At 70.3% G+C, this 22,503-nt stretch carries 18 protein-coding genes; 8 read left to right on the top strand and 10 right to left on the bottom strand.

Annotation, left to right across the window (positions count from 1 at the left end; translation table 11 throughout):
• Nucleotides 1–263: 263 nt before the first annotated feature.
• Both ACFY9I_RS35725 and ACFY9I_RS35720 read left to right on the top strand, forming a co-directional pair.
• Entirely contained in the window at nucleotides 264–1,283 is a 1,020-nt protein-coding gene (locus ACFY9I_RS35725; protein ID WP_391009534.1) for a NucA/NucB deoxyribonuclease domain-containing protein, read from the top strand.
• A gap of 84 nt (nucleotides 1,284–1,367) precedes the next feature.
• Nucleotides 1,368–2,237: a DUF6924 domain-containing protein gene (locus tag ACFY9I_RS35720; protein ID WP_391009531.1), complete on the top strand. Its 870-nt coding sequence runs from the start codon at nucleotides 1,368–1,370 to the stop codon at nucleotides 2,235–2,237.
• Between the two features lie 146 nt (nucleotides 2,238–2,383).
• Here the strand turns inward: ACFY9I_RS35720 and ACFY9I_RS35715 are convergent, their stop codons facing one another.
• A complete protein-coding gene (locus tag ACFY9I_RS35715) occupies nucleotides 2,384–2,860 on the bottom strand; it encodes an ATP-binding protein (RefSeq protein WP_391009529.1) in 477 nt (158 codons plus the stop codon).
• A 218-nt stretch (nucleotides 2,861–3,078) separates the two neighbouring features.
• Here ACFY9I_RS35715 and ACFY9I_RS35710 point away from each other — a divergent pair, with 218 nt between their 5' ends.
• Nucleotides 3,079–3,933 (top strand): Scr1 family TA system antitoxin-like transcriptional regulator, encoded by an 855-nt coding sequence (locus ACFY9I_RS35710; RefSeq protein WP_391009578.1) that lies wholly within the window; start codon nucleotides 3,079–3,081, stop codon nucleotides 3,931–3,933.
• Nucleotides 3,930–4,133, top strand: a complete 204-nt coding sequence (locus ACFY9I_RS35705; RefSeq protein WP_391009526.1) for a DUF397 domain-containing protein — start codon at nucleotides 3,930–3,932, stop codon at nucleotides 4,131–4,133. Before ACFY9I_RS35710 ends, ACFY9I_RS35705 begins: the two co-directional genes overlap by 4 nt.
• A 54-nt stretch (nucleotides 4,134–4,187) precedes the next feature.
• Here the strand turns inward: ACFY9I_RS35705 and ACFY9I_RS35700 are convergent, their stop codons facing one another.
• The 3 genes from ACFY9I_RS35700 to ACFY9I_RS35690 form a co-directional block, all read right to left on the bottom strand.
• Nucleotides 4,188–9,809 (bottom strand): class I SAM-dependent DNA methyltransferase, encoded by a 5,622-nt coding sequence (locus ACFY9I_RS35700; protein ID WP_391009524.1) that lies wholly within the window; start codon nucleotides 9,807–9,809, stop codon nucleotides 4,188–4,190.
• Between the two features lie 3 nt (nucleotides 9,810–9,812).
• Nucleotides 9,813–12,827: an SNF2-related protein gene (locus tag ACFY9I_RS35695; protein WP_391009521.1), complete on the bottom strand. Its 3,015-nt coding sequence runs from the start codon at nucleotides 12,825–12,827 to the stop codon at nucleotides 9,813–9,815.
• A 92-nt stretch (nucleotides 12,828–12,919) separates the two neighbouring features.
• Entirely contained in the window at nucleotides 12,920–14,086 is a 1,167-nt protein-coding gene (locus ACFY9I_RS35690) for a protein kinase (protein ID WP_391009519.1), read from the bottom strand.
• 398 nt (nucleotides 14,087–14,484) lie between these two features.
• On the opposite strand from ACFY9I_RS35690, the gene ACFY9I_RS35685 reads away from it, so the two are divergent.
• Complete coding sequence (locus ACFY9I_RS35685) at nucleotides 14,485–14,883, top strand: Rid family hydrolase (protein ID WP_391009516.1); 399 nt, start codon at nucleotides 14,485–14,487, stop codon at nucleotides 14,881–14,883.
• Nucleotides 14,884–15,023: 140 nt separating this feature from the next.
• Here ACFY9I_RS35685 and ACFY9I_RS35680 read toward each other — a convergent pair whose 3' ends face one another.
• On the bottom strand, nucleotides 15,024–15,740 hold the full coding sequence (locus tag ACFY9I_RS35680; protein ID WP_391009514.1) for an aspartate/glutamate racemase family protein: 717 nt from the start codon (nucleotides 15,738–15,740) through the stop codon (nucleotides 15,024–15,026).
• A gap of 2 nt (nucleotides 15,741–15,742) precedes the next feature.
• Entirely contained in the window at nucleotides 15,743–17,272 is a 1,530-nt protein-coding gene (locus ACFY9I_RS35675) for a cytosine permease (RefSeq protein ID WP_391009511.1), read from the bottom strand.
• 194 nt (nucleotides 17,273–17,466) lie between these two features.
• Here ACFY9I_RS35675 and ACFY9I_RS35670 point away from each other — a divergent pair, with 194 nt between their 5' ends.
• Nucleotides 17,467–18,147, top strand: a complete 681-nt coding sequence (locus ACFY9I_RS35670; protein WP_391009508.1) for an FCD domain-containing protein — start codon at nucleotides 17,467–17,469, stop codon at nucleotides 18,145–18,147.
• Nucleotides 18,148–18,307: 160 nt separating this feature from the next.
• Here ACFY9I_RS35670 and pip read toward each other — a convergent pair whose 3' ends face one another.
• Both pip and ACFY9I_RS35660 read right to left on the bottom strand, forming a co-directional pair.
• The gene (pip, locus tag ACFY9I_RS35665; RefSeq protein ID WP_391009506.1) at nucleotides 18,308–19,270 is read right to left on the bottom strand and encodes a prolyl aminopeptidase; all 963 of its coding nucleotides are present in this window, start codon (nucleotides 19,268–19,270) and stop codon (nucleotides 18,308–18,310) included.
• A gap of 9 nt (nucleotides 19,271–19,279) precedes the next feature.
• On the bottom strand, nucleotides 19,280–20,068 hold the full coding sequence (locus ACFY9I_RS35660; RefSeq protein ID WP_391009577.1) for a uracil-DNA glycosylase family protein: 789 nt from the start codon (nucleotides 20,066–20,068) through the stop codon (nucleotides 19,280–19,282).
• An 88-nt stretch (nucleotides 20,069–20,156) separates the two neighbouring features.
• Here ACFY9I_RS35660 and ACFY9I_RS35655 point away from each other — a divergent pair, with 88 nt between their 5' ends.
• Entirely contained in the window at nucleotides 20,157–20,666 is a 510-nt protein-coding gene (locus tag ACFY9I_RS35655) for a S4 domain-containing protein (protein WP_391009503.1), read from the top strand.
• Between the two features lie 102 nt (nucleotides 20,667–20,768).
• Here ACFY9I_RS35655 and ACFY9I_RS35650 read toward each other — a convergent pair whose 3' ends face one another.
• Nucleotides 20,769–21,248 (bottom strand): DoxX family protein, encoded by a 480-nt coding sequence (locus tag ACFY9I_RS35650; RefSeq protein WP_391009501.1) that lies wholly within the window; start codon nucleotides 21,246–21,248, stop codon nucleotides 20,769–20,771.
• Between the two features lie 129 nt (nucleotides 21,249–21,377).
• On the bottom strand, nucleotides 21,378–22,070 hold the full coding sequence (locus ACFY9I_RS35645; protein ID WP_391009498.1) for a methyltransferase domain-containing protein: 693 nt from the start codon (nucleotides 22,068–22,070) through the stop codon (nucleotides 21,378–21,380).
• Between the two features lie 123 nt (nucleotides 22,071–22,193).
• Between ACFY9I_RS35645 and ACFY9I_RS35640 the strand changes: the two genes are divergently transcribed.
• Complete coding sequence (locus ACFY9I_RS35640; protein WP_391009495.1) at nucleotides 22,194–22,451, top strand: DUF6343 family protein; 258 nt, start codon at nucleotides 22,194–22,196, stop codon at nucleotides 22,449–22,451.
• Nucleotides 22,452–22,503: the final 52 nt, after the last annotated feature.

The raw sequence follows: 22,503 nt of genomic DNA, 5'->3' as shown, positions 1-22,503 counted from the left end.
ATGCGGCAACACTACCCAGCGCTTCGGCGAGGACGACGTGCGACAGGTCGGCCGAACAGGTCCACCGCCAACGCTTCGGTGGCCGCCAGGCCGAACGGGTACCGGAGAGCCTCCGGCAGCCCGCCCCGACGGCCCTACCCGCCCCAACGGGCAGTGCCCCAAGTGCCAATAGAAATAGGGCAGTTGCGGCAAATAGCGTGCTCACCTCGGGACGGCGCCCCCCACGAGGCGCCGTGCTTCCAGCAACGAGGGGACACACACTCATGCGCATCAGCGGGCCCAGACAAGTCGTCATCGGTGCCTCTGTCGGCACGCTCCTCCTCACCGGCCTCAGCGCCGCGACCGCGCAGGCCGCACCGGCGACGTACGACATCACCGCCGCCCAGGCCCCGGCCGTCAGGACCGTCTACGCCGACACGGCCGCCGCCGCGAGCTGCAAGATCAACACCCTCACCGTCACCCGCACCAGCATGTGCCTGTTCGTCGGCGCCCGCGTCGACGTGCTCAGGAACGGCAAGCCGGTCGGCTCCGCCTCCTTCGACATCAAGCACTCGATGACGCTGAAGACCAGCAAGCTGAAGTGGGCGGAGAGCTTCACCGTCGGCAAGGCCAAGCTCGTCAACGCCGGCGGCATCCGCATGAACGTTTCTGTCGGCGGCGGCAAGGGCGTCAAGACCGCCGTCAAGTTCCCGCAGGGGTCCACCCTCGGCCCGGCCCGCAAGGGAACCGTCGGCTACGCCGCCCGGGTCGCGAAGAAGAAGCAGCTCGCCGGCCCGGCCTCCTACCGCTTCACCTTCTCCAAGCCCGGCTACACGATGGGCGGCTTCACCTACAAGTCCGCCAAGTACCGCTGCGACGACACGTTCTGGGGCCCCAAGAAGCGCACCAAGAACCCCGGCTGCGTCTTCCCGTCCGCGGCCCCCGTCTTCACCCTCTCCCGCAGCGACGCGAAGGTGAACGAGTCCGCCACCCACATCCTCGACGCCCAGCGCAAGATATCCGGCCACCCGGGCGCCTCCACCCCGCTGCACCGCATCACCAGCGCGAAGACCATCAACGCCCACCGCAAGGCCATGTGCGGGAAGGTGCACAACCCCGACCCCAAGAAGTACGACTGCGACGAGTACCCGTTCGCCGCCAGCAAGGAGGGCGGCAACCCGGCCCGCGGCAGCGCGCGCATCATCTCCGCCGGTGACAACCGCAGCGCCGGCGCCCGCCTCGGCGGCTTCTACAAGAACCAGCGCGTCCTCAACGGCGACGCCTACTACGTCCACATCAAGTAAGGCGCCGCAACGCGCCTTCCCTCGCGCCCGTCTACCCTTCCGAGACGTGACCGGCGGGCACAGCAAGCACGATGGGGGTTCTCCATGCAGCGTTCCAACTGGCCGCTCCTCGAAGGCCGCACCCGGCCGCTCAAGTTGAAGGAGTGGGGCGACCTGGCCGTCATGGACCCCGACGCCGGCAAGCCGCCGCGCGGACGCGGATTCCTGGCCGCCGAGAAGGACTGGCTGCACATCGACGCCGGGAGCGCCCTGGAGAACCCCATCGTCACCCTCTACGCCGGAGTGGACCCGGGAGCCGAGAGCGGCTGGGACGAGGTCGTGGAGATCACCGTGATCTCCACGACCGGCTTCCTCGCCCTGTGCGACAGCGGATACGAACCTCTGCGCAAGGAGAATCTGGCCACCGCGGGAGCCGGCCCCTACCTGGTCCGCGTCCACGCCAGCGACCGCTCGGCGGACGGCAAGAGGCCCCGCTTCCTCATCCAGGTCACCCCCGGCGAACGTTCGGGAGCCGCGCCCGAGCCTCCTTCCTCGATGATCGAGGAGGCCGCCGGTCCGCTCCTGGTACGGACGTCCTTCGAGCGGCCGGACGAGTGGGCACGTCTGCTCCAGGCCCTCGAAGAAGGCTCCGAGCACAACGACTCGATCACCGTCATCGACAACCGCGCCTACGCGGGCTTCACAGCGGATCAGATCCAGTCACGGATCGGGCGCGATGACGAGGACTGGCCCGACAGCACGCTCGTCCTCATCGCCGACGAGCGGGCACTGGCCTCCGCGGAGTTCCCGCTGCTGGCTGTGAACAACCTGCCCGACGAGGACGACGCCCCGTTCAGGATCACCCTCGCGGCGGCCGGTTCCTTCGTCGTCAACATGGAGCTGGCGAACACGAACTTCGGCGAGTGGAGCGGTGGCGTCGACACCGACGGCGTCTACCGCGCAGAGCACTACTGACACTACTGACACAGCTGACACCGCTGACGCCGATCGGCGAAGGGCGGCGCCGGATACGGGACGGGCACGGGGCCGAGTGATCGAGAACCGTGCGCCGTCCCGCCCACCGGGCCCGGCTGAGGCGAGGACCGGCGCGAAGGCGGTCCTCAGTCTCGGGCCAGGTCCAGTTCGGCCCGGATCGTCTTGCCGAGGAGGACCGCTCCGCGCGCCACCCGGTCGACCACCTCCCAGCGGTCGGCGAGCGCGTCGACGAGGACGAGTCCACGCCCGGACGTGTCCAGCGCCGCCGGACACCCGAGGTCCTCGGGGCGGGGCGGTCGGCGTTCGCCGCGGGTGTCGGACACCTCGATGCGCAGGAGGTGGTCCGGGGCGTGGGCGAGGCGGAGTTCGAAGTCGCGGCCCGGTACGCGGCCGTGGGTCACGGCGTTGGCGGCCAGCTCGGCGACGATCGCCGCGGCGGTGTCGGAGAGTGAGCTGCCGTACGGGATGTCCCAGATGTTCAGCTGGACGAGGGTCAGGTGCCGGGCGAGGCGGGCGCCGAGCGGGGTCGAGCTGAAGCGTTGGGTGAACACACGCACGGTTACCGGGGGTTGATGGGTCGCGGGTGGCCGGGGAGGCGTCATGGGCACCAAGCTGACGTGTGGGCGAAGCCGCTCACCAGGTCAGCGACTCGTACTCTGGGTCAGCGTACGAGTACGAAGAGTGGACAGTGTTCATGACGGGGCGTAATCATGGGCGGGTTCGGAGTGTGCGGCGGGGCAGGTGCGCGGGAGGTGGCCTGGTGGTGGCGGAGGGCGCGGGCGGTACGGGCGTGGTCGAGGGGAACGGGGGGCGGGGCGGGGTGGTCGGGGTGGCCGGTGGGCCGCCGCCGGGTGGGGGTGAGCCGGAGACCTCGGACAGCCTGAAGACGTTCGGCGCGGTGCTGAGGGCGTTCCGCAAGCGGGCCGGTCTGACACAGGAGGAACTGGCCGAGCGGGTGCGGTACTCGGTGCAGACCGTCGCCTCGGTCGAGCAGGGCAGGCGCTTTCCGCAACCGGAGTTCGTGACGCGGGCGGAGGAGGTGCTGGACGCGTTCGGGGCCCTGCGCGCGGCGGCGCAGCATCTGTCGCGGCAGCCGGGGCTGGCGAGTTGGTTCCGGCAGTGGGCGAAGCTGGAGGCGGAGGCGATCAGCCTCTACACGTACGAGTGCCGGGTCGTGCCGGGGCTGTTGCAGACGGAGGCGTACGCGCGGGCGGTGTCGTCGAGCGTGCCGCCGCGTCCGACCGACGAGGAGATGGACGAACGGGTCGCCGCGCGGATGGCACGGCAGGAGCTGCTGTCCACGCGCAGGAAGCCGCCGACCGGGTTCACGTTCATCGTGGAACAGGCGGTGCTGGAGCGGCATACGGGCGGGGAGGCGGTTACGCGGGAGCTGCTGGACCATCTGGTGGAGGTGGTGGGGCGGTACTGGAACGTGGAGGTGCAGATCATGCCGTTGCGGCAGCCGGTGCATGCGGGCATGGATGGGCCCCTTCAGCTTCTGGAGACTCCGGAGAACGAGTGGTTCGGCTACTCGGAGGGGCAGGAGAACGGCCGCCTCATCACTGTCCGGAAGGAGATCAGCATCCTTCACCAGCGGTATGCGAAACTGCGCTCGCAGGCTCTCACTCCGGCGGACTCCTTGAGCCTGCTGAAGCGAATGCGAGGAGCGCTATGAGCACGTCCGACCTGGCCTGGTTCAAGAGCAGTTACAGCGGCTCGCAGGGTGACAGCTGCGTCGAAGTGGCTGTCTCCTGGCAGGGCTCGGGCGCCGCAGAAGCGGTCCGAGTCCGGGACTCCAAGGAGAAGCGCGGCCCTCAGCTCACCCTCTCGCCCACCGCGTGGAACGGCTTCGTCTCGTACGCCGCCGAGGTCTGACCCGTACGTCAGAGCGCCCCGCACCGGTCAAGTCCGGTGCGGGGCGTTCGCGTTCTACGCCGAGGCTTCTTCGCGGGCGGGCGGCGGTGTCCACTCGCCCTTGGCGATGGCGCCCTTCAGCCGCTTCTCGAAGTGGGCGTGCGCGGTGCGCATCTCCTCTTCACGATTGGCCTTGTAGAAGGGGGCGATGTAGCCCTCGGGGGGTTCGGTGCGCTCCTTGTTCTGGTAAGCCATGTACTGCTCGTAGTGCTCCTTGGTCTGGCCGTGGCCGAAGGCGTACGGGTCCTTCGCGAGCTGGCGCCCCTCCACGTCGAACCACATCTCCGACTCCCGGTCCGCCAGGATCGCGTAACGGGCCTTGTGGATGGCGATCAGTTCGTCGGCACTCATGCCGAGCCATACGGCGACCAGCGCGTCCATCTCGACGAGCGCGGCTCGCCGCTCGTACTCGGTCCGCAGCGGGGTGCCGTATTCCCAGGCCGACTTGAGGTGTCCGGCGAGCGGCTTGAGCTCGGGCCACTTCACGGCCCAATCCTCGTAGCCGGGCCAGGTCATGTCGTACAGCTCTTCCCAGAGGGGGGAGTAGGCCTCGGTGAGGCAGTTTAGGCGGAGGGTGCGGAGGAGGAGGGGGGCGGCAAGGGGGTGGGCTGGGTCGGCGTAGGGCATCTTATGTGCCTCGGCGACCCGGAGGTCTGAGCGTCCTGTGATGCGCAGAAGGTAGTCGATGGGTAGGGCAGCCCAGAATCCCGCGTTGAGGGCAGTCACACGGTTGTCCGCTAGAGCCATCGAGTGCACGGCGTCGATATGCGCCGGCCCAGGCGGGATCAGTGCGGCAAACAGACTGCGCTCAGTACTGACAGGGATCATGCGTCGCCACGCCAGCCTATAAAACCTGGTGTACGGCCGGAACAGCCACAGGTGCCGCCGCAGCAGCTCTCGTTGCTCGTCCTCGGGGAGCAACAACTCCTCCTCCGTCAGGACGCCATGACGACTTTCCCACTCTTCTACGGCGGGCAGCCAGTTGGCGCTTACCCGGGACCAGTCCAGCCAGCGGGCCTGCTCCTCCTCATAGCATGCCAGCGAACACTTCTCCGGGCGCACGTAATTGGTGCGAGGTACTGCGTCAGCGGCAAGCCTCGTCAGATCAAAGCCCGTCCAGTCATGGTTCCCACGACAGGGAACGTTCGGCTGCTTCCTTATAGGCGTGGCGATTCCGAAGTGCGGCCCTTGAAGGACCAGTTCGGAAATATCGCCAGGTTGGGATGTACCCCAGCTGATGAAGCCGTCCTTCTTGCCATTAGTCTCGTTATAGCCCTGTGTGATTCTCGGCTCATGTCCGCCCACTCGTTGCCGTACGGCCGACAGCGCCGCGATGGCCCCCTGTTCCTCGGTCGTCAACGGCTGCAGCAGAGCCGCTTGCGTGGGCGGAGTGTTCGTCTCGCCGGCTAGCTGCTGCCAGTCCGCGAGCAGTTCGTCGTCCACTTCGATCACACGCGCGCGGTGAGGGCGCAGGTCCCATTCACCGCCGTACTTCATCCCAGGAACCTCGCCCCGGCCGTCATGATCCAACGACGCCACGAGCGGCGCGACCCCATAGAGACCACTGAGGTTCTCGAAGTGGATCGCGTTCAGCGCTGCCCCATAAATGTGGACGCCGAATTCAATCTTCCGGCTGGCCTCGAACGCCCAGTTCCCGACGTTCACAAATCCCGCATGCAGGCGCAGGTGCCGGTAGGCCGCTCCCCGAAGCCGAGCCTCCTTCACGCCTCCAAAGTGCGTGTCGGGGTGCACCATTCCCGCCATCCCGCCAGCGCCTAGGTTCCCCCACACCCGGCACATGAACGCCCGATAGAGGTCCGGCCTAGTCCCTGCCAGCGCTGCGTATGCCACCGGCGATCCCAGCATCTCCGAGACACCGCTGACCGAGGCCAGCTCACCCAGGTAGTACCGCAGCGCGCTAGCCTCCGCCAGCAGCCTGTCCTTCTTCTCCTGCCGAGCAGTAGCGGACGGCTTCTCCTGCAACATGAACCATGGCTCGCGCTCCGCGAGTACCGGGTTCTCCACCCACTCCGGCCGCACCCAAGGCGGATTCCCCACCTGCAGATCAAACCCGCCACTCACCCCCCGAAAGACATGCGCGAAGTGCAGCTCCCAATGGAAGAACCCGTGGCCGTCCTCCGCCTTTATGTCCTTCTCGGTCGTGCCGGCGATGTCCTCCACCGTGTGGAGCCAGGGGAAACGCGACCGGAGGTTGAACGCCCGGTCCATCCCCAGCGCGACATCCATATCCCGCTCGAAGTCCTCCAGGATGGGCAGCGCCTCGTCCACGGGGAGGTCGTCGAGGCCGTCGAGGAAGGACCCGTCGGCGTCGTCCGTGCCGAGGGTCGCCTCCAGGAAGTCCAGCCAGTCCTCGAACGTCTTCAAGGGGATGACGTCACGCCACGGGCTGTCGCCGATCTGGGCCTTGCGCCCACCGCCACCACCCGCCAGCGACGCCCTCGTCCGCAGCCCCCGCCCCCCGTCGGCGACCAGCAGCGGTTCCTCCAACTCCCCCTGTTCCCCATCCGGGTCGTCGAAGAGCCCGGCCGCACGCCAGGCGAGATCCCCCGGCGCGGGCCCACTCGGCTCGGCAACGGCAGCGGCGTCGGTCTCCGCCACCACAGCCGTCCCCTCGCCCGAGGCGGCCCCCTCCCCCACCAGCAGCCCCGGCAGATCGGCCTCGCGAACGACACCCCCGCCCACGGAGTAGTCCGCACTCGTACCGTCGAGGTCAGCCACCTTGTCCAGCGGCCAGAACCACAGCGCGCACCACGCGTCCATGACCGTCTTCAGCCGCCAGTACGGCGTGCCGAGCGCGGTCAGGTCGTCCAGCACCCTCTGCCTGGCGTGGGCGTCCACCTCGGCCGACGGCGTCAGCCAGTCCGCGCCCCACACCTCGATCCGCCGCGACACCTTCCGCTCGGACAGTTCGAGCCGCTTGGCGACCAGGCTCCACAGGAACTCGGCCCGCCGCGCGACCCGTTGGACACGCCACAGCTCGGTCTTCTCCCGCGCCTTGGCCCACCGCTCGTACCGCTTCTGCCGCTTCTCCCGGGGCTCGCCCTCCTTCTCCTCGAAGGGCTTGTACGGCTTGGGCGCCCGCAGCACCCCCTTGCGCCACTGCCCGAGGGCCTTCGCCTCGTCCTCCGCGAGCTTCTTCGCCTCGGCCTCACCGGCGACCGCGCCCCACCCGACGGCGGGCAGCAGGAAGTGGTGGACGGCCCCTTCCGGCAACTCGCCTTCCCTGAAGGGGAGTTCACGCGGAGGCAGCGGGTCCTTCTTCGCCAGCCATCCACCGCCCGGCAGGACGTCACCGGCGTAGACCTTCCGGCCCGCGCCGATGAGCGAGTTCCCGCGCCGCAGGTGCAGGCCGAACCAGGGGGCCTGCATCCCCGGATGCATGGTGTTGAGCCACAGCGAGACCTCCGCCAGCTCCACGGCCGTGGCATTGAGGTCGACGCCGTACGCGTTGTGCAGCGCGATGTACGCCTTCACCTTCTGCAGCTCGATCTGCCGCAGCTCGGTGTCGACCCGCTCCCCCAACTCGGCCTCGCGGCGCCGTAGATACTCCTCCGCGACCTGGTCGATGGCCTCGTTCAGGAACGCCCCGGACCCGAGGGCCGGCTCACAGATCTTCCACTCCAGCAGGTCCCGGGCCGGAGTGGTCGTCCCGTCCTGGTCGAGGCGGTGCCGCAGCGCCAGCTCGACCGTGACCGCCGTCAGGCTCTTCGGGGTGTAGTACGACGCCGAGGTCTGCCGGTCGCGGCCCGCGAGCCGGTACACGAACGAGCCCGCCGGGTGCACGACCCGCCGCAGCTGGCCCGTCTCCTCGTCCACCCGGTGCACGAACACGTCGTCCGGATAGTCCTGCACCTTCGACGCCGGAATCATCCAGCTGCCACCGGACGGGTCCCCGCCCTTGGCGACCTCGTACAGGTCCTCCTGGGCGATGAAGCCGGTGTAGGACATCAACCCCTCGTACACCGCGCCGAGTTGGTTGATGCCCAGCTGCGCGTACGAGATGAAGCCGCCGCGCTCGCGGCCCTTGCCCTTGGTGAGCATGAGGCGGCGCAGCACCCGGTGGAGGGTGGCGTTGCGGAGGGTGGTGTCCAGGAACTCGGGCTGGTCCTGTTCGTCACCCTCGCCTTCCGCCTCGTACAGCGGGTTGTCCAGGCGGCGGCCGATCAGCCGTACCGCGTCCTCCTTGAACAGCTCCGACCGCAGCGGCTCGAACCGCAGCCCGGCGCTCGCGCTGAGCGCGGCGGCCCGCCGCACGCGTGCGGCCTCCCGCAGCCGCTCCTCGTACGCGGCCTGGGTGAGGGAGCCCGCCGCCAGCAGTTCGGCCGCCTCGGCCTCCGCCGCGCTCGCCTCGCGGTCGGCGGCGTCGGCCGCCGCGTCCTCCGGTTCGCTGCCGTACTGCCGGTGGCCCCGCTCGACCATGCGGAAGAGCAGGTCGAGGGAGTCGTAGAGGTGGGTGCCCCGGCGGGAACGCTCGCCGATCAGGTCACGGACGACGAGGTCGCCGAGGCGCTGGAGGCCGTACCCCTGCGCGTACTCGGGGTAGTAGGACGGCAGGATGCCGAGGGTCGGCTGGGCCTCGGCGTAGAGGAGGAACAGGATCCGGTACAGGTAGCGCAGCGACTCGCGGCTGAGCTGTTTGGCGAGGCGGGTCGGGTCGTCCAGCTGGTCGGGGCTGACGCCCTGTTCGCGGAGGCGTTCCAGCACCTCGTTGGCGATCCACTCGACGGACAGCCGTAGGCCCTCGCGGAGTTCCGTCGAGACACCGACCGCGTGCTTGCCGGACTTGTCGACGAAGTCGGCGAGCGGCGCCGTACCGCCCTCCTCCGGCGCGCGCATCGCGTCCGCGCTGAACAGGGCGGCGATGGTGTCGAGTTCGCCGCCGGCGCGGTCGTCGCGGCGGTTGAGCGCGGTGTCGAGGCTGACGGCGAGATAGCGGCCCTCGTGCCAGGCCATGCGGTCGGCGAGGACCAGCACGCCGCCGACGAGCAGCAGCACGTACCGCGAGGGCTCGTCGCACTCGAAGAGGAAGTCGGTGAGCGCCTTGCCGTGCGTGAGCCGGGCGGAGCCCTCCAGGGCGACGGGGTGGAGCAGGGCGCCGGGGCCGTCCGGGTCGAGGGCCGCGTCCGGCTGGGTCGTCCAGCCGCAGGCGACGGCCGTGACCAGGCCGGGCTCGTGGTGGAGGACGTCGACGGCGTACTCGTGGCCCGACCGGTGCACGGTCACCGTCTGCTCGTGCGCCTCGCCGAAGCCGAGCGCGCGGAGGGTGGTGAGGTGGAGGTCGGTCAGGCGCTTCTCCCAGTCCGCCGGGGTGGGGCGGTCGGGGTCGGTCGCGGCCTCGGCGTCCTGGGCGAAGGATGCGCGACCGGCGAAGTACGGGCCGTGCAGGGCGCGCAGGCCCTCGCGCGGTGTGCGGGCGCGCGGCGGGACCGTGTCCGGGTCGGTGCCCAGGCGTTCGGCCTCGGCCACCGCGTCGGCGTGGCGGCGGCGTTCCTCGTCCTCGGTCGCCGCCCAGCGGGCCAGCAGGCCCTCCTTGGCCTTGAGATCCTTGGGGAGGACTTCCGCCAGGTAGTGGGCGGAGAGGTAGTCGCCGTGGTTGACCAGCGAGTCGTACGTCATGTCTCAGCTCTCCGCCGGGTCGTCGGCCGTCACGGTGGCTTCTGTGGTGTCCGTATCCGCCGGTCGGTCCAGGACGGCGAGGACGCGCAGCAGGGGGCGGCCGGTCGTCTGGAGCTGGTCCAGGAGGTGGGCCTGTTCGTCGGCGGTCTCCTCGATCCGGCGTCGGCCGCGGCTCGTCCGCTCGGGCAGCAGGGAGTCCTGGCGCCATTGGGCGAGCTGCTTGCGGTACTTGGCGAGGGGCTCGCTGATCAGATCGGCCCACTCGTCCTTCGTCCGCTCCAGGTGGTCGCGGGCGGCCGAGACGGCGGCCGGGACGAGGGACGTGAGGTGATCGAGGTCGCGGGGGCCGCCGGTGACCGCCAGACGCGGGCCGACCCCGGCGGCCTCCAGCGCTTCGGACATGTCGCGGACCACCGGCGTACCGGGCAGGCCCGAGACGGCCATCCACCGCACGACGGTGGGGCGGCCGAGGGCGTTGGAGTAGATGCCCTGGACGAGGAAGGTCGGCTCGGTGACGTGCCGGGAGGTGATGACGGGCGCCTCCTGGCGGCCGAACTGCACGAGCACCTTGTCGATCAGCCACTCCACCACCGGGTGGATGTCGGTGAGGAAGGAGACCTTCGGCCACATCGTGGCCGAGCTCTCACGGGCCTCGCCGAGCTTGCGCTCGGCGAGCGCGCGGTCGAAGGTCACGAGCATCCGCTCGGCCACGCCCTGTTCCTTGAGGTAGGACGGCGGGAGGGCCTTGAGGCGGTGCAGGAGGTCGGGGGCCTTGACCGGGGAGAGCGAGAGGAAGCCGCCGCCCTTGGGGTCCTCGCCCCGGGAGAGGGCGATCAGATCCTCGGCGCGGTCCTCGTACAGCTCGGCGAGGGCCGCCTCGGCGAAGGCGGCCGTGTCGCCCTCGAAGAGGCTGGGGACGTCGGCGCGCGGCGGGAGTTCCTGTTCGGTGATGGTGTCGACCTGGCCGAAGAGGTCGGCGAGCATGCCGTCGTCGGCGGCGGGCGCCGCGTCCAGGAACCGCTCGACGGTTCCGCCCTCGACCAGTTCGCGGATCAGCCGCCGTTCCTCCTCCTCCGCGCGGTAGTAGCCGGTCACGGCCTCCGCCGTGCCGTCCAGTTTGTGGGCCTCCTCCTCGCGCTTGAGGAGCTTCTCGGCGACCGTGCGGTCGTCCTTGGCGCCAGGGGTCGCGGAGGTGAGGATCAGGGCGCGGAACTGCGGCTCGTGCTTCTGGCCGTAGCGGTCGATACGGCCGTTGCGCTGCTCGATACGGATCAGCGACCACGGGATGTCGTAGTGGATCAGGTGGTGGCACTGCCGGTGCAGGTTGACGCCCTCGGAGGCGACGTCGCCGGTGAAGAGGAGACGTACCGGGTTCTCGGCCAGGCCGAAGGCTTCGAGGACCTTCTGCTGCTCGTCGTCGCTGAGGCCGCCGTGCATGACACGGACGGGTTCCTGCGCCTTCTTGCCGCTCTTCGCGTCCTTGCCGGCCTTCGCGGACTCCTCGGCGTAGTCCTTGGCGGGGAAGCCGAGCCTCGGCGGTACGACCCTGGCGAGCCACTTCAGGGTCTGGACGCGCTCGGAGAAGACGACGGCGCGGGTCGCGCTGCCCGGGCCGACGCCGATCTGCTTCAACTGCTCGACGAGCGTGTCGAGTTTGGCGGAGTCGCCGGGGGCGCTGCCGTCGCCCATGGAGTCGGTGATCGCGCGCAGGCGGGCGATGGCCTCCTGCTCACGGTCGACGGCGGGATCGTGCTTCCTGCCGTCCTTCTCCGCCTTGGCGGCGCGGTCGGTCAGGTTCTTGGCGCGGGTGGCGAGCGTCTCCGCCAGGGCCCGGTGCGAGGAGAGGAACGACTTGAGGAGGTTGTAGGCGAAGAGCACGTCCGTGCTCACGGACCGCCGGTCCTGGTCGGCCGTGCCGAACTCGGCCGAGGTGGGCTGGGCGGGCAGCCAGTGCTCGGTCAGCTCGGCGAAGATCCGTTCCTCGTCCTGGTAGGCCGCGCAGTGCAGGGAGTGGGTGGGGCCGCGGTCCGCCCACTCGGTGCCCATCTGGTCGCGGACCTCGGGGCTGATCTTCGTACGCCGGATGAACAGGTGCCCGAGGTCCTTCTCGGGGTCGTAGTGGTTCGCGTCGGCGATGGCGGCCGGGTCGAGGAGCGAGACGAGGTCGGCGAAGGACTGCTTGTCGCCGTTGTGCGGGGTGGCGCTGGCCAGCAGCAGGGCGTCGGTGCGCGGGGCGAGGATCTCGGCGAGGGCGCGGCGCTGGCTGCCGGGGTTGATGAGATTGTGAGACTCGTCGATGACGACGGCGTCCCACTGGATACGTTCCAGGTGGTGGCGGTACTGGCCGATGTTCTTCAGGGTGTCGACCGAGATGATCACGCGCTTGTAGTGCGTGAACGGGTTCCGGCCGGCCGGGATCTCACGCTGGATGCGCTGGATGCCGAGCGAGTCGAGACGCACGAGAGGGATGGAGAAACGGGTCCACAGCTCGTGCTGGAACTGCTCCAGCACGCTCTGCGGAGTGACGACGAGGATCCGCTCGCCGCGCCCGCGGCGGATCAGCTCGGCGAGGGTGAGGCCGATCTCCAGCGTCTTGCCGAGGCCGACGACGTCCGCGATGAGGACGCGGGGGCGCAGGTTCTCCATGGACAGCGCGAGTTCGGCGGGGCGCTGCTGGTAGGGCAGCGGGTCCAGGAGGAAGCGGTCGGCGAGGGCCAGGCCGCGCTCGGACTGCGGGAGCGGCGTCTTGCGCAGGACGGCTTCGAGGAACAGTCGGCTGCGACGGAAATAGGAGGAGGTGTCCGGTACGAGGCGGGTGTTCTCCGGTTCGAGCAGATCGACCTCGTCGATCTTCGTGAAGAAGACCGCCTCCTCGTCCCGCACGAACTCCGACACCCCGACGGCTTCGATCTTGTCGCCGTCGTGGTCGGTGGGTGTGGCGTTCTTGACCAGCCACTCCTCGTCGCGCACCAGAATCTGTGCGCCCGGCGGGTAGCGGGTCTCCCCCTGGTCTGGCACCCGGAGTTCCTCCGTCAGCAGAGCGAAATGTGGGCAAAGTCTTTCACGGGGCGGAGGGAGCGGGGGAGCCCGGTCGCCGGAAAGGGCCCCGGTCAGAAACGGGCGTCACGGGCGTACGCGGCACGGAGGCGCTCGGCGATCTGCAAGGGGGCGGAGAGACGGGAGAGGGAGTCCCGTGAGCGCTGTGCCGGGGTGGTGGGCGTGGTGGAGGTGGCGGCGAGGGCAGGCGTGGGCTCGGGCTCCAGGTCGTCCGGCTGCTCGTCCCGCGGCTCCGGCTCCGACGGCCCGGCGGGGCGGATGTCGTCCTCGTCCTCGTGCGCGGCCGGGTCGACGACGGTCGGGGTGTAGGCCGTGTGCTCGGGCCGCGCGGGCAGGTCCGGGAGGGGCACCTCGGGGGTGCGCTCGGTGAGCGCGCGCTTGGCCTGGGCCGGGGTCAGCCCGCAGTCACGGATGACCTGGACGAGCCGCTCGGTGACCTCGTCCAGGGCGGGGCGCGCGTCGGGGTCGTAGGCGAGCATCGCCTCGATCGTCGGCCGCAGCTCGCCGGGGAGCTCGGACAGGTCGGGCGGCGTGGCCGGGTCCTCGATCCGCAGGGCGACGGCCTGCCAGCCGGGGCCCGTGTAGGGGTAGTGGCCGGTGGCCGCGTAGAGCAGTACGGCACCCAGCGCGTACACGTCGGCGGCCTGCTTGAGGTCGTGCTCGCCCCGCGCCTGCTCGGGCGGCATGCACAGCACCGAGCCGACCACGAAGCCGGTGGCCGTCAGCGTGGAGCGGCGCTCCGCCAGCACGGCCAGCCCGAAGTCGATCAGCTTGGGGCCGTACCCGGCGAGCAGGATGTTCTGCGGTTTCAGGTCGCGGTGCAGCAGCCCGGCCTCGTGGACGGTGTGCAGCCCTTCGGCGAGCAGGGCGCCGAGGCTCGCGGTCTCGGCGAGGGGCAGCGGGCCGTGGTCGGTGATGAACGTCCGCAGATCGGGACCCGGGACGTACTCGACCGCGAGCCAGGGCTGGTCCGCGTACGCGTCGGCGGCGACGAAGGCCGCGACGAAGGGGCCGTAGACCGTCTTGAGGCTGTCGACCTCCAGGACGAACCGCGCCCTGGTGTCCTCGTCGAGCACGGACGCCCTGATCACCTTCACGGCGACCTGGAGCCCGGCGGCCGACTCACCGAGATAGACCTGCCCCATCCCGCCGACACCGATCCGGCCCCGCAGCGTGTACCCGCCGATGACCGGGGGGTCGTCGTCCTGCAGTGGTTCCACGGGCCGCGGACCTCCCCCTCGTATGCCTACGCCACCAGGCAGTCTAGTCCCGCGCCCTCACGGAGAACCGCCCCTCGCGAGCCTGATCGGCCCCCGCCCCGGCGCTGCGCGGGGCCCGCACGCCGGGCGCGCGCCGACCGGTCAGGCCGCCCTCCCTCGCGCCCCCGACGGGGTCCGCGTGACGTCGGACGACTGACCTGCGCGTGCTCGGCCCACGTCCTCTGCCCCGGCTTCCGGCATCCCCTCTTCCGCTCCGCCGCCGGAATTCGGATGCGGCGGGGGCAGCGGGAGGCGGATGATCGACAGGTTGCCTTCCCCGTTCCTCCTCAGTCCTCAGTCCTCAGTCCTCAGTCCTCGGTCCTCAGCCCTCAGCCCTCAGTCCTCGATCGGGAGCAGTAATGATCCGGCGCACCGTCGTCCCCAGCCTCTTCTCGCCGCCCGTCTACGCGCACGCGTCCGTCGTCGAGGCCGGGACGAAGCTCGCCTTCCTCGCCGGTTCCGTCCCGCTGGACGCCGATGGGAAACTGGTCGGGGAGGGCGATCCGGTGCGGCAGGCCGAGCAGGTGTTGGCCAACCTCGGGGAGCAACTACGGTCGGTGGGCAGCGACTTCGAGCACGTCGCCTACACCGATGTGTACGTCGTGAGCAGCGAGCCGGCTGTCCTCTCCGCGGTCTGGGACGTCGTCGAGGCGTCCGGGCTGAGCATCGGGCCCCACTCCTCGACCCTTCTCGGCGTGGCCTGCCTCGGCTACACCGGCCAGTTGGTCGAGATCACGGCGACGGCGGTGGTCCCGTAGGGCAGCGGCCCCGTAGGGCGATAGTGGTGTGAGACGGCGGCCCCGTAGGGCGATAGTCGTGTGAGACGGCGGCCCCGTAGGGCGATAGTCGTGTGAGACGGCGGCCCCGTAGGGCGGTGGTCCCGACGGGGCCGCGCCTTCTACCGCACCCCGTTCCCCCAGGTCCTCCTCTTCGGCAGCGGCTTCGCGTAGCTCCCCGCCCGGCTGGTGGTCAGCCCCAGCGCGACCAGCGACTCGGCGAGTTTCACGGCCGCCCCCACCCCGTCGACGACCGGCACCCCCAGCTTCTCCCCCACCGTCCGTTGCAGCCCGGTCATCCCGGCGCACCCCAGGACCAGCACCTCGGCCCCTGCGTCGCGGGCCCGATGGGCGGCGGTGAGGAAGGCGCGGGTGGTGCGGTCGGTGTCGGCGAGGTCGAGGACGCCGAGCCCGGTGCCGATGACGGCGGCGCAGTTGCGGGCCACGCCGGCCGCCTCCAGGCTGTCCTCGATCTGCCCGCATGTGCGTTCGAGGGTGGTGACGACGCCGTAGCGCCGTCCGAGCAGGCACGCGAGGTGGGCGGCGGCCTCGGTGATGTCGACGACTGGGACGTCCAGCAGTTCCCGCGCACCCTCCCGCCCGTGCTCCCCGAACCCGGCCATGACGACGGCGTCGTACGGTTCCTCGTAGGTTCGCAGGGTGTCGAGGACTGCGGCGGCGGAGAGGTAGCTGTCGAGCCAGCCCTCCGCGGACTCGGGCCCCCAGGCGGGGGTCAGTCCGGTCACGGTGGTGCCCGGGCCTGCGGCGGCCCGGGCACCTCGCACGATCTCCTCGGTCATCCCCTGCGTCGTGTTGCAGTTGGTGACGACGATGCGCACGCTCAGCCCTCCACGGCTGCCGACTTGGTGGAACCACCGGTACCGCCGACCCCGCCGACCACACCGGCGGGCTCGGCCCCGACGGGCTGTGCCGCGGCGCGCTCGTCCCGGCAGAGCACCGCGTACAGCGCGGCGGCCAGCGCCGTTCCGATGAACCAGGAGTACGGGGCGACCGCGTGGAAGGTCCCCACCAGGGCGAGGACCGCCGAGACCGCCGCGGCCGGCAGGAACGCCCACAGGGCCTTGGGGTTGACGCCCTTGCGGTAGTAGTAGCGGGAGCCGGGCCGGGCGTTGAAGAGTTCGTCGACGTCGATACGGCCGCGCTTGACCCAGAAGTAGTCGAGCATGATCACACCGAACAGCGGGCCGAGGAAGGCGCCCAGGCCGCCGAGGAAGTACTGGACGACGGTGGGGTTGGAGAAGAGGTTCCACGGGGTCACGACCAGCGCCGCCACCGTGCTGATCATGCCGCCGACCTTGAAGGTGATCTTCTGCGGCCAGACGTTGGCGAGGTCGTACGCCGGGGAGACGAAGTTGGCGACGATGTTGACGCCCATGGTGGCGATGGCGAAGGTCAGGGCGCCCAGGACGAGGATCCAGGTGTTGCCGATCTCGGCGACGAGGTGGGCCGGGTCGGTGATCGCCTTGCCGAAGACCTCGATCGAGCCGGCCGTGACGATGACGGACACCACGACGAAGGCGGTCGAGTTGATGGGCAGGCCCCAGAAGTTGCCCCGTTTGACCGTCCTGTAGTCGGGGGCGAAGCGGGAGAAGTCGCAGAAGTTGAGCATCAGGGTGCCGTAGGTGGCGAGGACCAGCCCGATCGCACCGAACCACTGCCGCCACTGCTCGCCGACGGAGACCGGGTTCGGGGTCGAGGTCAGGGAGATCGTCCAGCCGGCCTTGGCGAGGATCCAGACGGCCAGCGCGATCATGACGATCCAGATCGCGGGGCCGCAGAAGTCCTGGAACTTGCGGACCGACTCCATGCCCTGGCTGATGATCAGTGCCTGGATGAGCCAGAGGGCGACGAAGGTGATCCAGCCGAGGTGGTGCAGGCCGAGGAAGGAGTCGTGCGTCCAGGACTCCAGGCCCGGCCAGGCGGCCAGCAGCATGATGTTGACCGCGACGGACGCGAGGTAGGTCTGGATGCCGTACCACATGATGGCGATCACGGCCCGGATGATGGCCGGGATGTTGGCGCCCCAGACACCGAAGCTGATGCGGCTGACGACGGGGAAGGGCACACCGTGGCGCTGCCCGATCTTCCCCATCCAGTTCATCCCGATGTAGATGATCACGAAGCCGACGAGCAGCGAGGTGAACACCTGCCAGACGTTCATGCCGAGGACGAGCAGGCCCGCGGCGAACGTGTAGTTGCCGAGGTTGTGGACGTCGGACATCCACAGGGCGAAGAGGTCGAAGACCTTCCAGTTCCGCTTGCCGGCGGGTGCGAGGTCTTCGTTGGTGAGGCGGGGGTCGGGGACGAACGCTGTGGTGCCGGTGGCTTCGGCACTGTCGGCGAGGGACACGTGGCCTCCAGGAGCGAGAGGAGACGAGAGTAGGTGGTGGGGACGGGCGCGGGACCCTGTTGGGGGCCAGGGCAAGCACCACGGGGTGTTTGGTATACCAAACTGCGCACATGGTCCTCCCGTCAACCGTTCCGACCGATGTCGTTGCCGTTAACGCCACGTAAAACAGTCCCGGAGTCGGCGAAGATTGGCCCATGAGCTCGCTGGCTCCGGAAGGAGCGAAGATCGAACCCCTCGGCGCGGTGCGCGAGCGCGTCCTGGGCACCCTGCGGCAGGACATCATCGCGGGACGCCTCCGCCCGGGCGACCGCCTAGTGGAGCGCGAGCTGGCCGACCGCTTCGGAGTCTCCCGCGTCCCCGTCCGCGAGGCGATCCGCGCCCTGGTCGCCGAGGGATTCGTGCACTTCGAGACCCCGCGCCGTACGGTCGTCCGCCGTCTCACACCGGCGGACGTGGCGGAACTCTTCGAACTGCGCGAGGCACTGGAGGTTTACGCCGCCGGGCTCGCCGCCTCCCGCGCCACTCCCGAGTCCCTGACCGAGCTGTCGGCCCTGCTCGACCGGGCGGCGGACGCGACGCGTGCGGGGGACGCCGAGACGATCACCGACATCAACACCCGTTTTCACGACCGCGTTCTCGCCATGGCCGGCAACAGCCTGCTCATCTCGGTCATGGAACCGGTCGACGGCCGGCTGCGCTGGCTGACCCGCCGGAACACCGAGTGGTCGCAACTACTCACCGAACACCGCGAGTTGTACGAGGCCATCGCCTCCGGCGACCCGGACCGCGCCCGCGCGCACGCGCTCACCCACGTCCGGACCAACTACCGCTCCACCGTGCGGCACCTGTTCGGCGAGGACAGCGAGAACAGCTAGGACGGCGAGGACAGCAAGGACAGCAAGGACAGCAAGGACAGCGAAGCCGGCCAGGACGGTGCGGCAGCGGACCGTAGAACGACGTCACCGCGCGCCCCGTCCCGGCGGCCCGCGTCGTCCGGGTCGCGGCACCCGGCGTAGGGCCGCGAGCTCGCCGCTGTCAGCCCTTGGCGTACCTGTCCGTCGCCTCCACCAACGCCTCCGCCATGTCCGGCGCGCCCGCGTTGTGTCCCACGTCGTCGATGAGGACCAGCTCGCTACCCGGCCAGGCGTGGTGGAGGCGCCAGACGATGCCGAGGAGGTTGCCGGGGTCGAGGCTGCCCTGCACGAGGGTGCCCGGGATGCCCTTCAGCAGGGGCGCGTCACGCAGGACCACACCGTCGTCGCCGCCTTCGCCGAGGAAGTGGCCGTTGCCCCAGTAGTGGGTGACGGTGCGGGCGAAGCCGTAACGGAAGACGGGGTCCTCGTAGCGCGGCACGGAGCGGGGCGGCTGCGCCGCGATGGCCGTCTCCCAGTCGGTCCAGGCCCGCGCGGCGCTCACCCGCACCGCCTCGTCGGGCGACTCGATCAGCCGGTTGTACGCGGCCGCCAGGTTCCCCTCTCGCTCACCCTCGGGCAGCTCGGCCAGGAACCGCTCGAAGGCCTCCGGGAAGAACTGTCCCAGCCCCTTGGTCAGCAGGGCCACTTCGGCGTCGGAACCCGTGGCGACGCCGGTGAGGACCAGCTCGGTCACGGCCTCCGGATGCGTCTGCGCGTACCGCAGCCCGAGCACCGACCCCCATGACACGCCCCACACCAGCCACCGCCCGATCCCGAGGTGCCGCCGCAGCAGCTCCAGGTCGGCGATCAGACGATCCGTCGTGTTGACGCTCATGTCGGTCCCGTACTCGCTCGCCGGCGGCGTCGAACGTCCGCAGCCGCGCTGGTCGAGCATCACGACCCGGTACGCCTCGGGGTCGAAGAGCCGGGGGAACCAGGCATTCGCACTGGAACCGGGCCCGCCGTGCAGCACGACCGCCGGCTTGCCCCGCGGATTCCCGCAGACCTCCCAGTACACGCGGTTGCCGTCCCCGACATCGAGTATGCCGTGGTCGTACGGTTCGATCTCCGGATAGGTAGGCATCGCGCGACCCTAACCGCCGTACGCCGCCCCGGCACCCTCTTTTCCATCCCGGGCCGGCAGCCCCGCGGCCCGCGCCGCCCTCCCCAGGACCTCGCGCAGCATGGCGGGGGTCAGCCGGCCGGTGAAGGTGTTGCGCTGGCTCACGTGGAAGCAGCCGAAGAGGTCGAGCCCGTCGAGCGGTACGTGGGTGCCGTGGCCGAAGACGGGGCGCGGCCGGGGCATGTCCCAACCGGCCTCGACGAGCGCGGGCAGCGTGGCCTGCCAGCCGAAGGCCCCGAGGACGACCACGGCCCGAAGCGACGGCCGCAGCAGCTCCAGCTCCCGGACCATCCACGGCCGACAGGTGTCGCGTTCCTCGGGGGTCGGCTTGTTGGCGGGCGGCGCGCAGTGCACGGGCGAGGTGATCCGTACGCCGTGCAGTTCGAGTCCGTCGTCGACGCCGACGGCCGTCCCACGCGAGGCCAGGCCCACGTCGTGCAGCGCCGCGTACAGCACATCGCCCGAGCGGTCGCCGGTGAACATCCGCCCGGTCCGGTTCCCTCCGTGCGCGGCGGGGGCCAGCCCGACGAGCAGCAGTGCCGCGTCGGGCGGCCCGAAACCCGGCACCGGCCGCCCCCAGTACTCCTGGTCGGCGAAGGCGGCCCGCTTGGTGCGCGCCACCTCCTCCCGCCACTCGACCAGCCGGGGGCAGGCCCGGCACCCGGTGATCCGCTCGTCGAGCGCGGCGAGCCCACTCGCCCCACCGCCACCGCCACCACCGTCGCCGATACCGCCGTCACCGCCTCCGCCGCTGCCCATGCCCATGCCCATGCCCATGCCCATGCCTCCACGGTACGTCCGGTGATCGCCTCCCTCAGGTGGCCGACCGGGCGGTTAAGGTCGGAGCATGGCTTCTGAAGGTACGCAGGAGCGGACGAACGGTCCGGGCACCACGGGCCGGGGCTCCGACGCGACAGCGGCGGCCGAGGCCGCCCGCCCCTCGAACGGCGAGACCGTCCGCGTCGACAGCTGGATCTGGTCCGTCCGCCTGGTCAAGACCCGCTCCATGGGCGCCACCGCCTGCCGGGGCGGCCACGTCCGCGTCAACGGCGAACGCGTCAAGCCGGCGTACGCGCTGCGCGTCGGTGACGAGGTGCGGCTCCGCCAGGCCGGGGGCCACGAGCGGATCGTCGTCGTCAAGCGTCTGATCCGCAAGCGGGTCGGCGCGCCCGTCGCCGTCGAGTGCTACGTCGACAACTCCCCGCCGCCCCCGCCCCGCGAGGCCACCGCCCCCGCCGGGATCCGCGACCGTGGCACCGGCCGCCCCACCAAACGCGACCGCCGGGAACTGGAACGACTGCGGGGCCTGACCGAGGCCGCGAACGCCGAGCGCCACCGCCGCTCCACAGAGGCGTAGGCCGACGAGTACGACCTGGGCGGCGGGTGTCGCCGAGGGACTTCCCGGTGGTCATCGGGAAGTCCCTCGGCGACGCCCGCCGCGCGCAGGGCCGGCAAGCGGTCACGCCTCCCGTCGCACCCGACGCGTCAGACCCCCTGTGTCCTGGCGCCGCACCCAGGCGATCAGGGCGAGCGGGACGATCAGGATGAGCGGTGTGGCCGCGTACTCCCCGTCGAAGGCGGTGAGCTGCGTGATGAACGCGCCCACCATCAGCGCGCCCAGCGACGCCGCCGCGACCGAGGCCAGCGCGGGAATCAACAACCCGATGGCACCGGCCAGTTCCAGCGCACCGATGGTGTACATCCCCGCGCTGCCCCAGCCGAGCGTGTCGAAGGACTCGACGGCCGACGGGTGCGCGATCAGCTTGGGCAGCGCGCTGGCGAACGCGTAGAACAGCGCGAGCACGATCTGCAGCGCCCGCAGCGAGACCCGCGCACCCCTGCCGCGAACGCCGCCGGTGCCTTTTGTGGCGGTGGGGGAACCGGCGGCCGCCGAGGCGAGGGACTCGGTGTGGGGGGCGGGAGCGGTGGTCTCGGACATGGGATCTCCTGTGTGAAGCGTCCGTCGTGCTGTCACAGAGGTAGACCGGAGCAGGTCCGCGAACTCATCGCCGCCCGACGGGAATTCATGCCCGATTTTCCATCTCCGCGTTGCCCCGCCGTCGGTCGCTCAGTTCACCGGCACCACCTTCACCCAAATCCGGTCCTCCGTCAGATACCGGTCGACCTTCAGCCCCGCCTCACCCAACGCCTCCTCGAACTGCGCCCTCGTCAACGGCCGTGCCCGGAACGTCTGCGTCCACTCACCGTCCGGGAAGAAGTACTCCACGAACACCGAGTTGACCCCGTCACCGACCGGTTCGGCCGAGGCTATGCGGACGGTGAAGCCTCGGGGGTCCACCCGCTCCCGGGGCACGTTCGTGTGGTAGTCCTCCCCCTCGCGCTGGATCAGCACGAAGCCGTCGTCCGCGACATGCCGCAGACAGGTCGCCAGCATCCCGCGCCGCACCTCGGGGTCCCCTGTGTGGACGAGAAACGACGCGAGCAGCACCACGTCGAACTTCTCGTCCAGGTCGAGTTCCTCGATCGGGCCGCATATCGTGCGGGCGCCACGCACCCGCTCCAGCATCTCCGCCGACTCGTCGACGGCCGTGACGGTGAACCCCCGCTCGATCAGGGGGTGGGTCATACGGCCCACACCGCTGCCCAGTTCGAGAATGCGCGCACCCTCGGGAGCGACGCCCGCGATCACCTCCGGCTCGTCCCCCACCGGCAGCCGCGCGTACAGCTCGACCGCGCAGCCGTCAGGGGTGATCGCGCCGGGACCGGTGCCCTCGTATCCCTCACGCATCTGCATGCTCATATCCCCCTAGCACCGTCGCCTCCCCCGTCACACCGATCGGTCTTGTCTTGTGGAGAACGGTCTTGTGGAGAACGTACGAGGCGGAGAGTACGTTCCGAGTAGGACGAGGAGGACGGTGGTCCGATGCGTACCGGTAGTGAACCGAGGACAGCGCGCAGTGCCCTGCGGATGCGGCTCTGGCTGAGCGTCTGGGGCCTGTTCTGGGCGATCGCCGGAGCGGCGGCGTTCGCTCTCGCGGGCCGCCCCGGGTGGGCCGTCGCCTGTGGGGTGCTCTGGCTGATCGTCACCGTCGATCTGAGTGTGATCGTCCGCCGCATCCGCCAGGGTCCCCACTACCAGCCGGGCCCCGACGTCCCCCCGTACCCACCCTCGCGGGACTAGGACACCGCGCTCCTGGGACACCGCGTCTCCTGAGGGGGTGGAGCAGGCGCGA

Source organism: Streptomyces sp. NPDC012510 (genome assembly GCF_042955065.1).
Classification (GTDB): domain Bacteria; phylum Actinomycetota; class Actinomycetes; order Streptomycetales; family Streptomycetaceae; genus Streptomyces.
This window is presented reverse-complemented; position numbering and strand designations above follow the sequence as displayed.

What these genes read in the sequence shown, in the direction of transcription:
- ACFY9I_RS35655 (WP_391009503.1), top strand. Translation starts at nt 20,157, where the DNA reads ATGGCTTCTGAAGGTACGCAGGAGCGGACGAACGGTCCGGGCACCACG.
- ACFY9I_RS35640 (WP_391009495.1), top strand. Translation starts at nt 22,194, where the DNA reads ATGCGTACCGGTAGTGAACCGAGGACAGCGCGCAGTGCCCTGCGGATG.
- ACFY9I_RS35715 (WP_391009529.1), bottom strand. Translation starts at nt 2,860, where the DNA reads ATGACGCCTCCCCGGCCACCCGCGACCCATCAACCCCCGGTAACCGTG.
- ACFY9I_RS35660 (WP_391009577.1), bottom strand. Translation starts at nt 20,068, where the DNA reads ATGGGCAGCGGCGGAGGCGGTGACGGCGGTATCGGCGACGGTGGTGGC.
- ACFY9I_RS35720 (WP_391009531.1), top strand. Translation starts at nt 1,368, where the DNA reads ATGCAGCGTTCCAACTGGCCGCTCCTCGAAGGCCGCACCCGGCCGCTC.
- pip (WP_391009506.1), bottom strand. Translation starts at nt 19,270, where the DNA reads ATGCCTACCTATCCGGAGATCGAACCGTACGACCACGGCATACTCGAT.
- ACFY9I_RS35645 (WP_391009498.1), bottom strand. Translation starts at nt 22,070, where the DNA reads ATGAGCATGCAGATGCGTGAGGGATACGAGGGCACCGGTCCCGGCGCG.
- ACFY9I_RS35700 (WP_391009524.1), bottom strand. Translation starts at nt 9,809, where the DNA reads ATGACGTACGACTCGCTGGTCAACCACGGCGACTACCTCTCCGCCCAC.
- ACFY9I_RS35670 (WP_391009508.1), top strand. Translation starts at nt 17,467, where the DNA reads ATGAGCTCGCTGGCTCCGGAAGGAGCGAAGATCGAACCCCTCGGCGCG.
- ACFY9I_RS35705 (WP_391009526.1), top strand. Translation starts at nt 3,930, where the DNA reads ATGAGCACGTCCGACCTGGCCTGGTTCAAGAGCAGTTACAGCGGCTCG.
- ACFY9I_RS35650 (WP_391009501.1), bottom strand. Translation starts at nt 21,248, where the DNA reads ATGTCCGAGACCACCGCTCCCGCCCCCCACACCGAGTCCCTCGCCTCG.
- ACFY9I_RS35725 (WP_391009534.1), top strand. Translation starts at nt 264, where the DNA reads ATGCGCATCAGCGGGCCCAGACAAGTCGTCATCGGTGCCTCTGTCGGC.
- ACFY9I_RS35685 (WP_391009516.1), top strand. Translation starts at nt 14,485, where the DNA reads ATGATCCGGCGCACCGTCGTCCCCAGCCTCTTCTCGCCGCCCGTCTAC.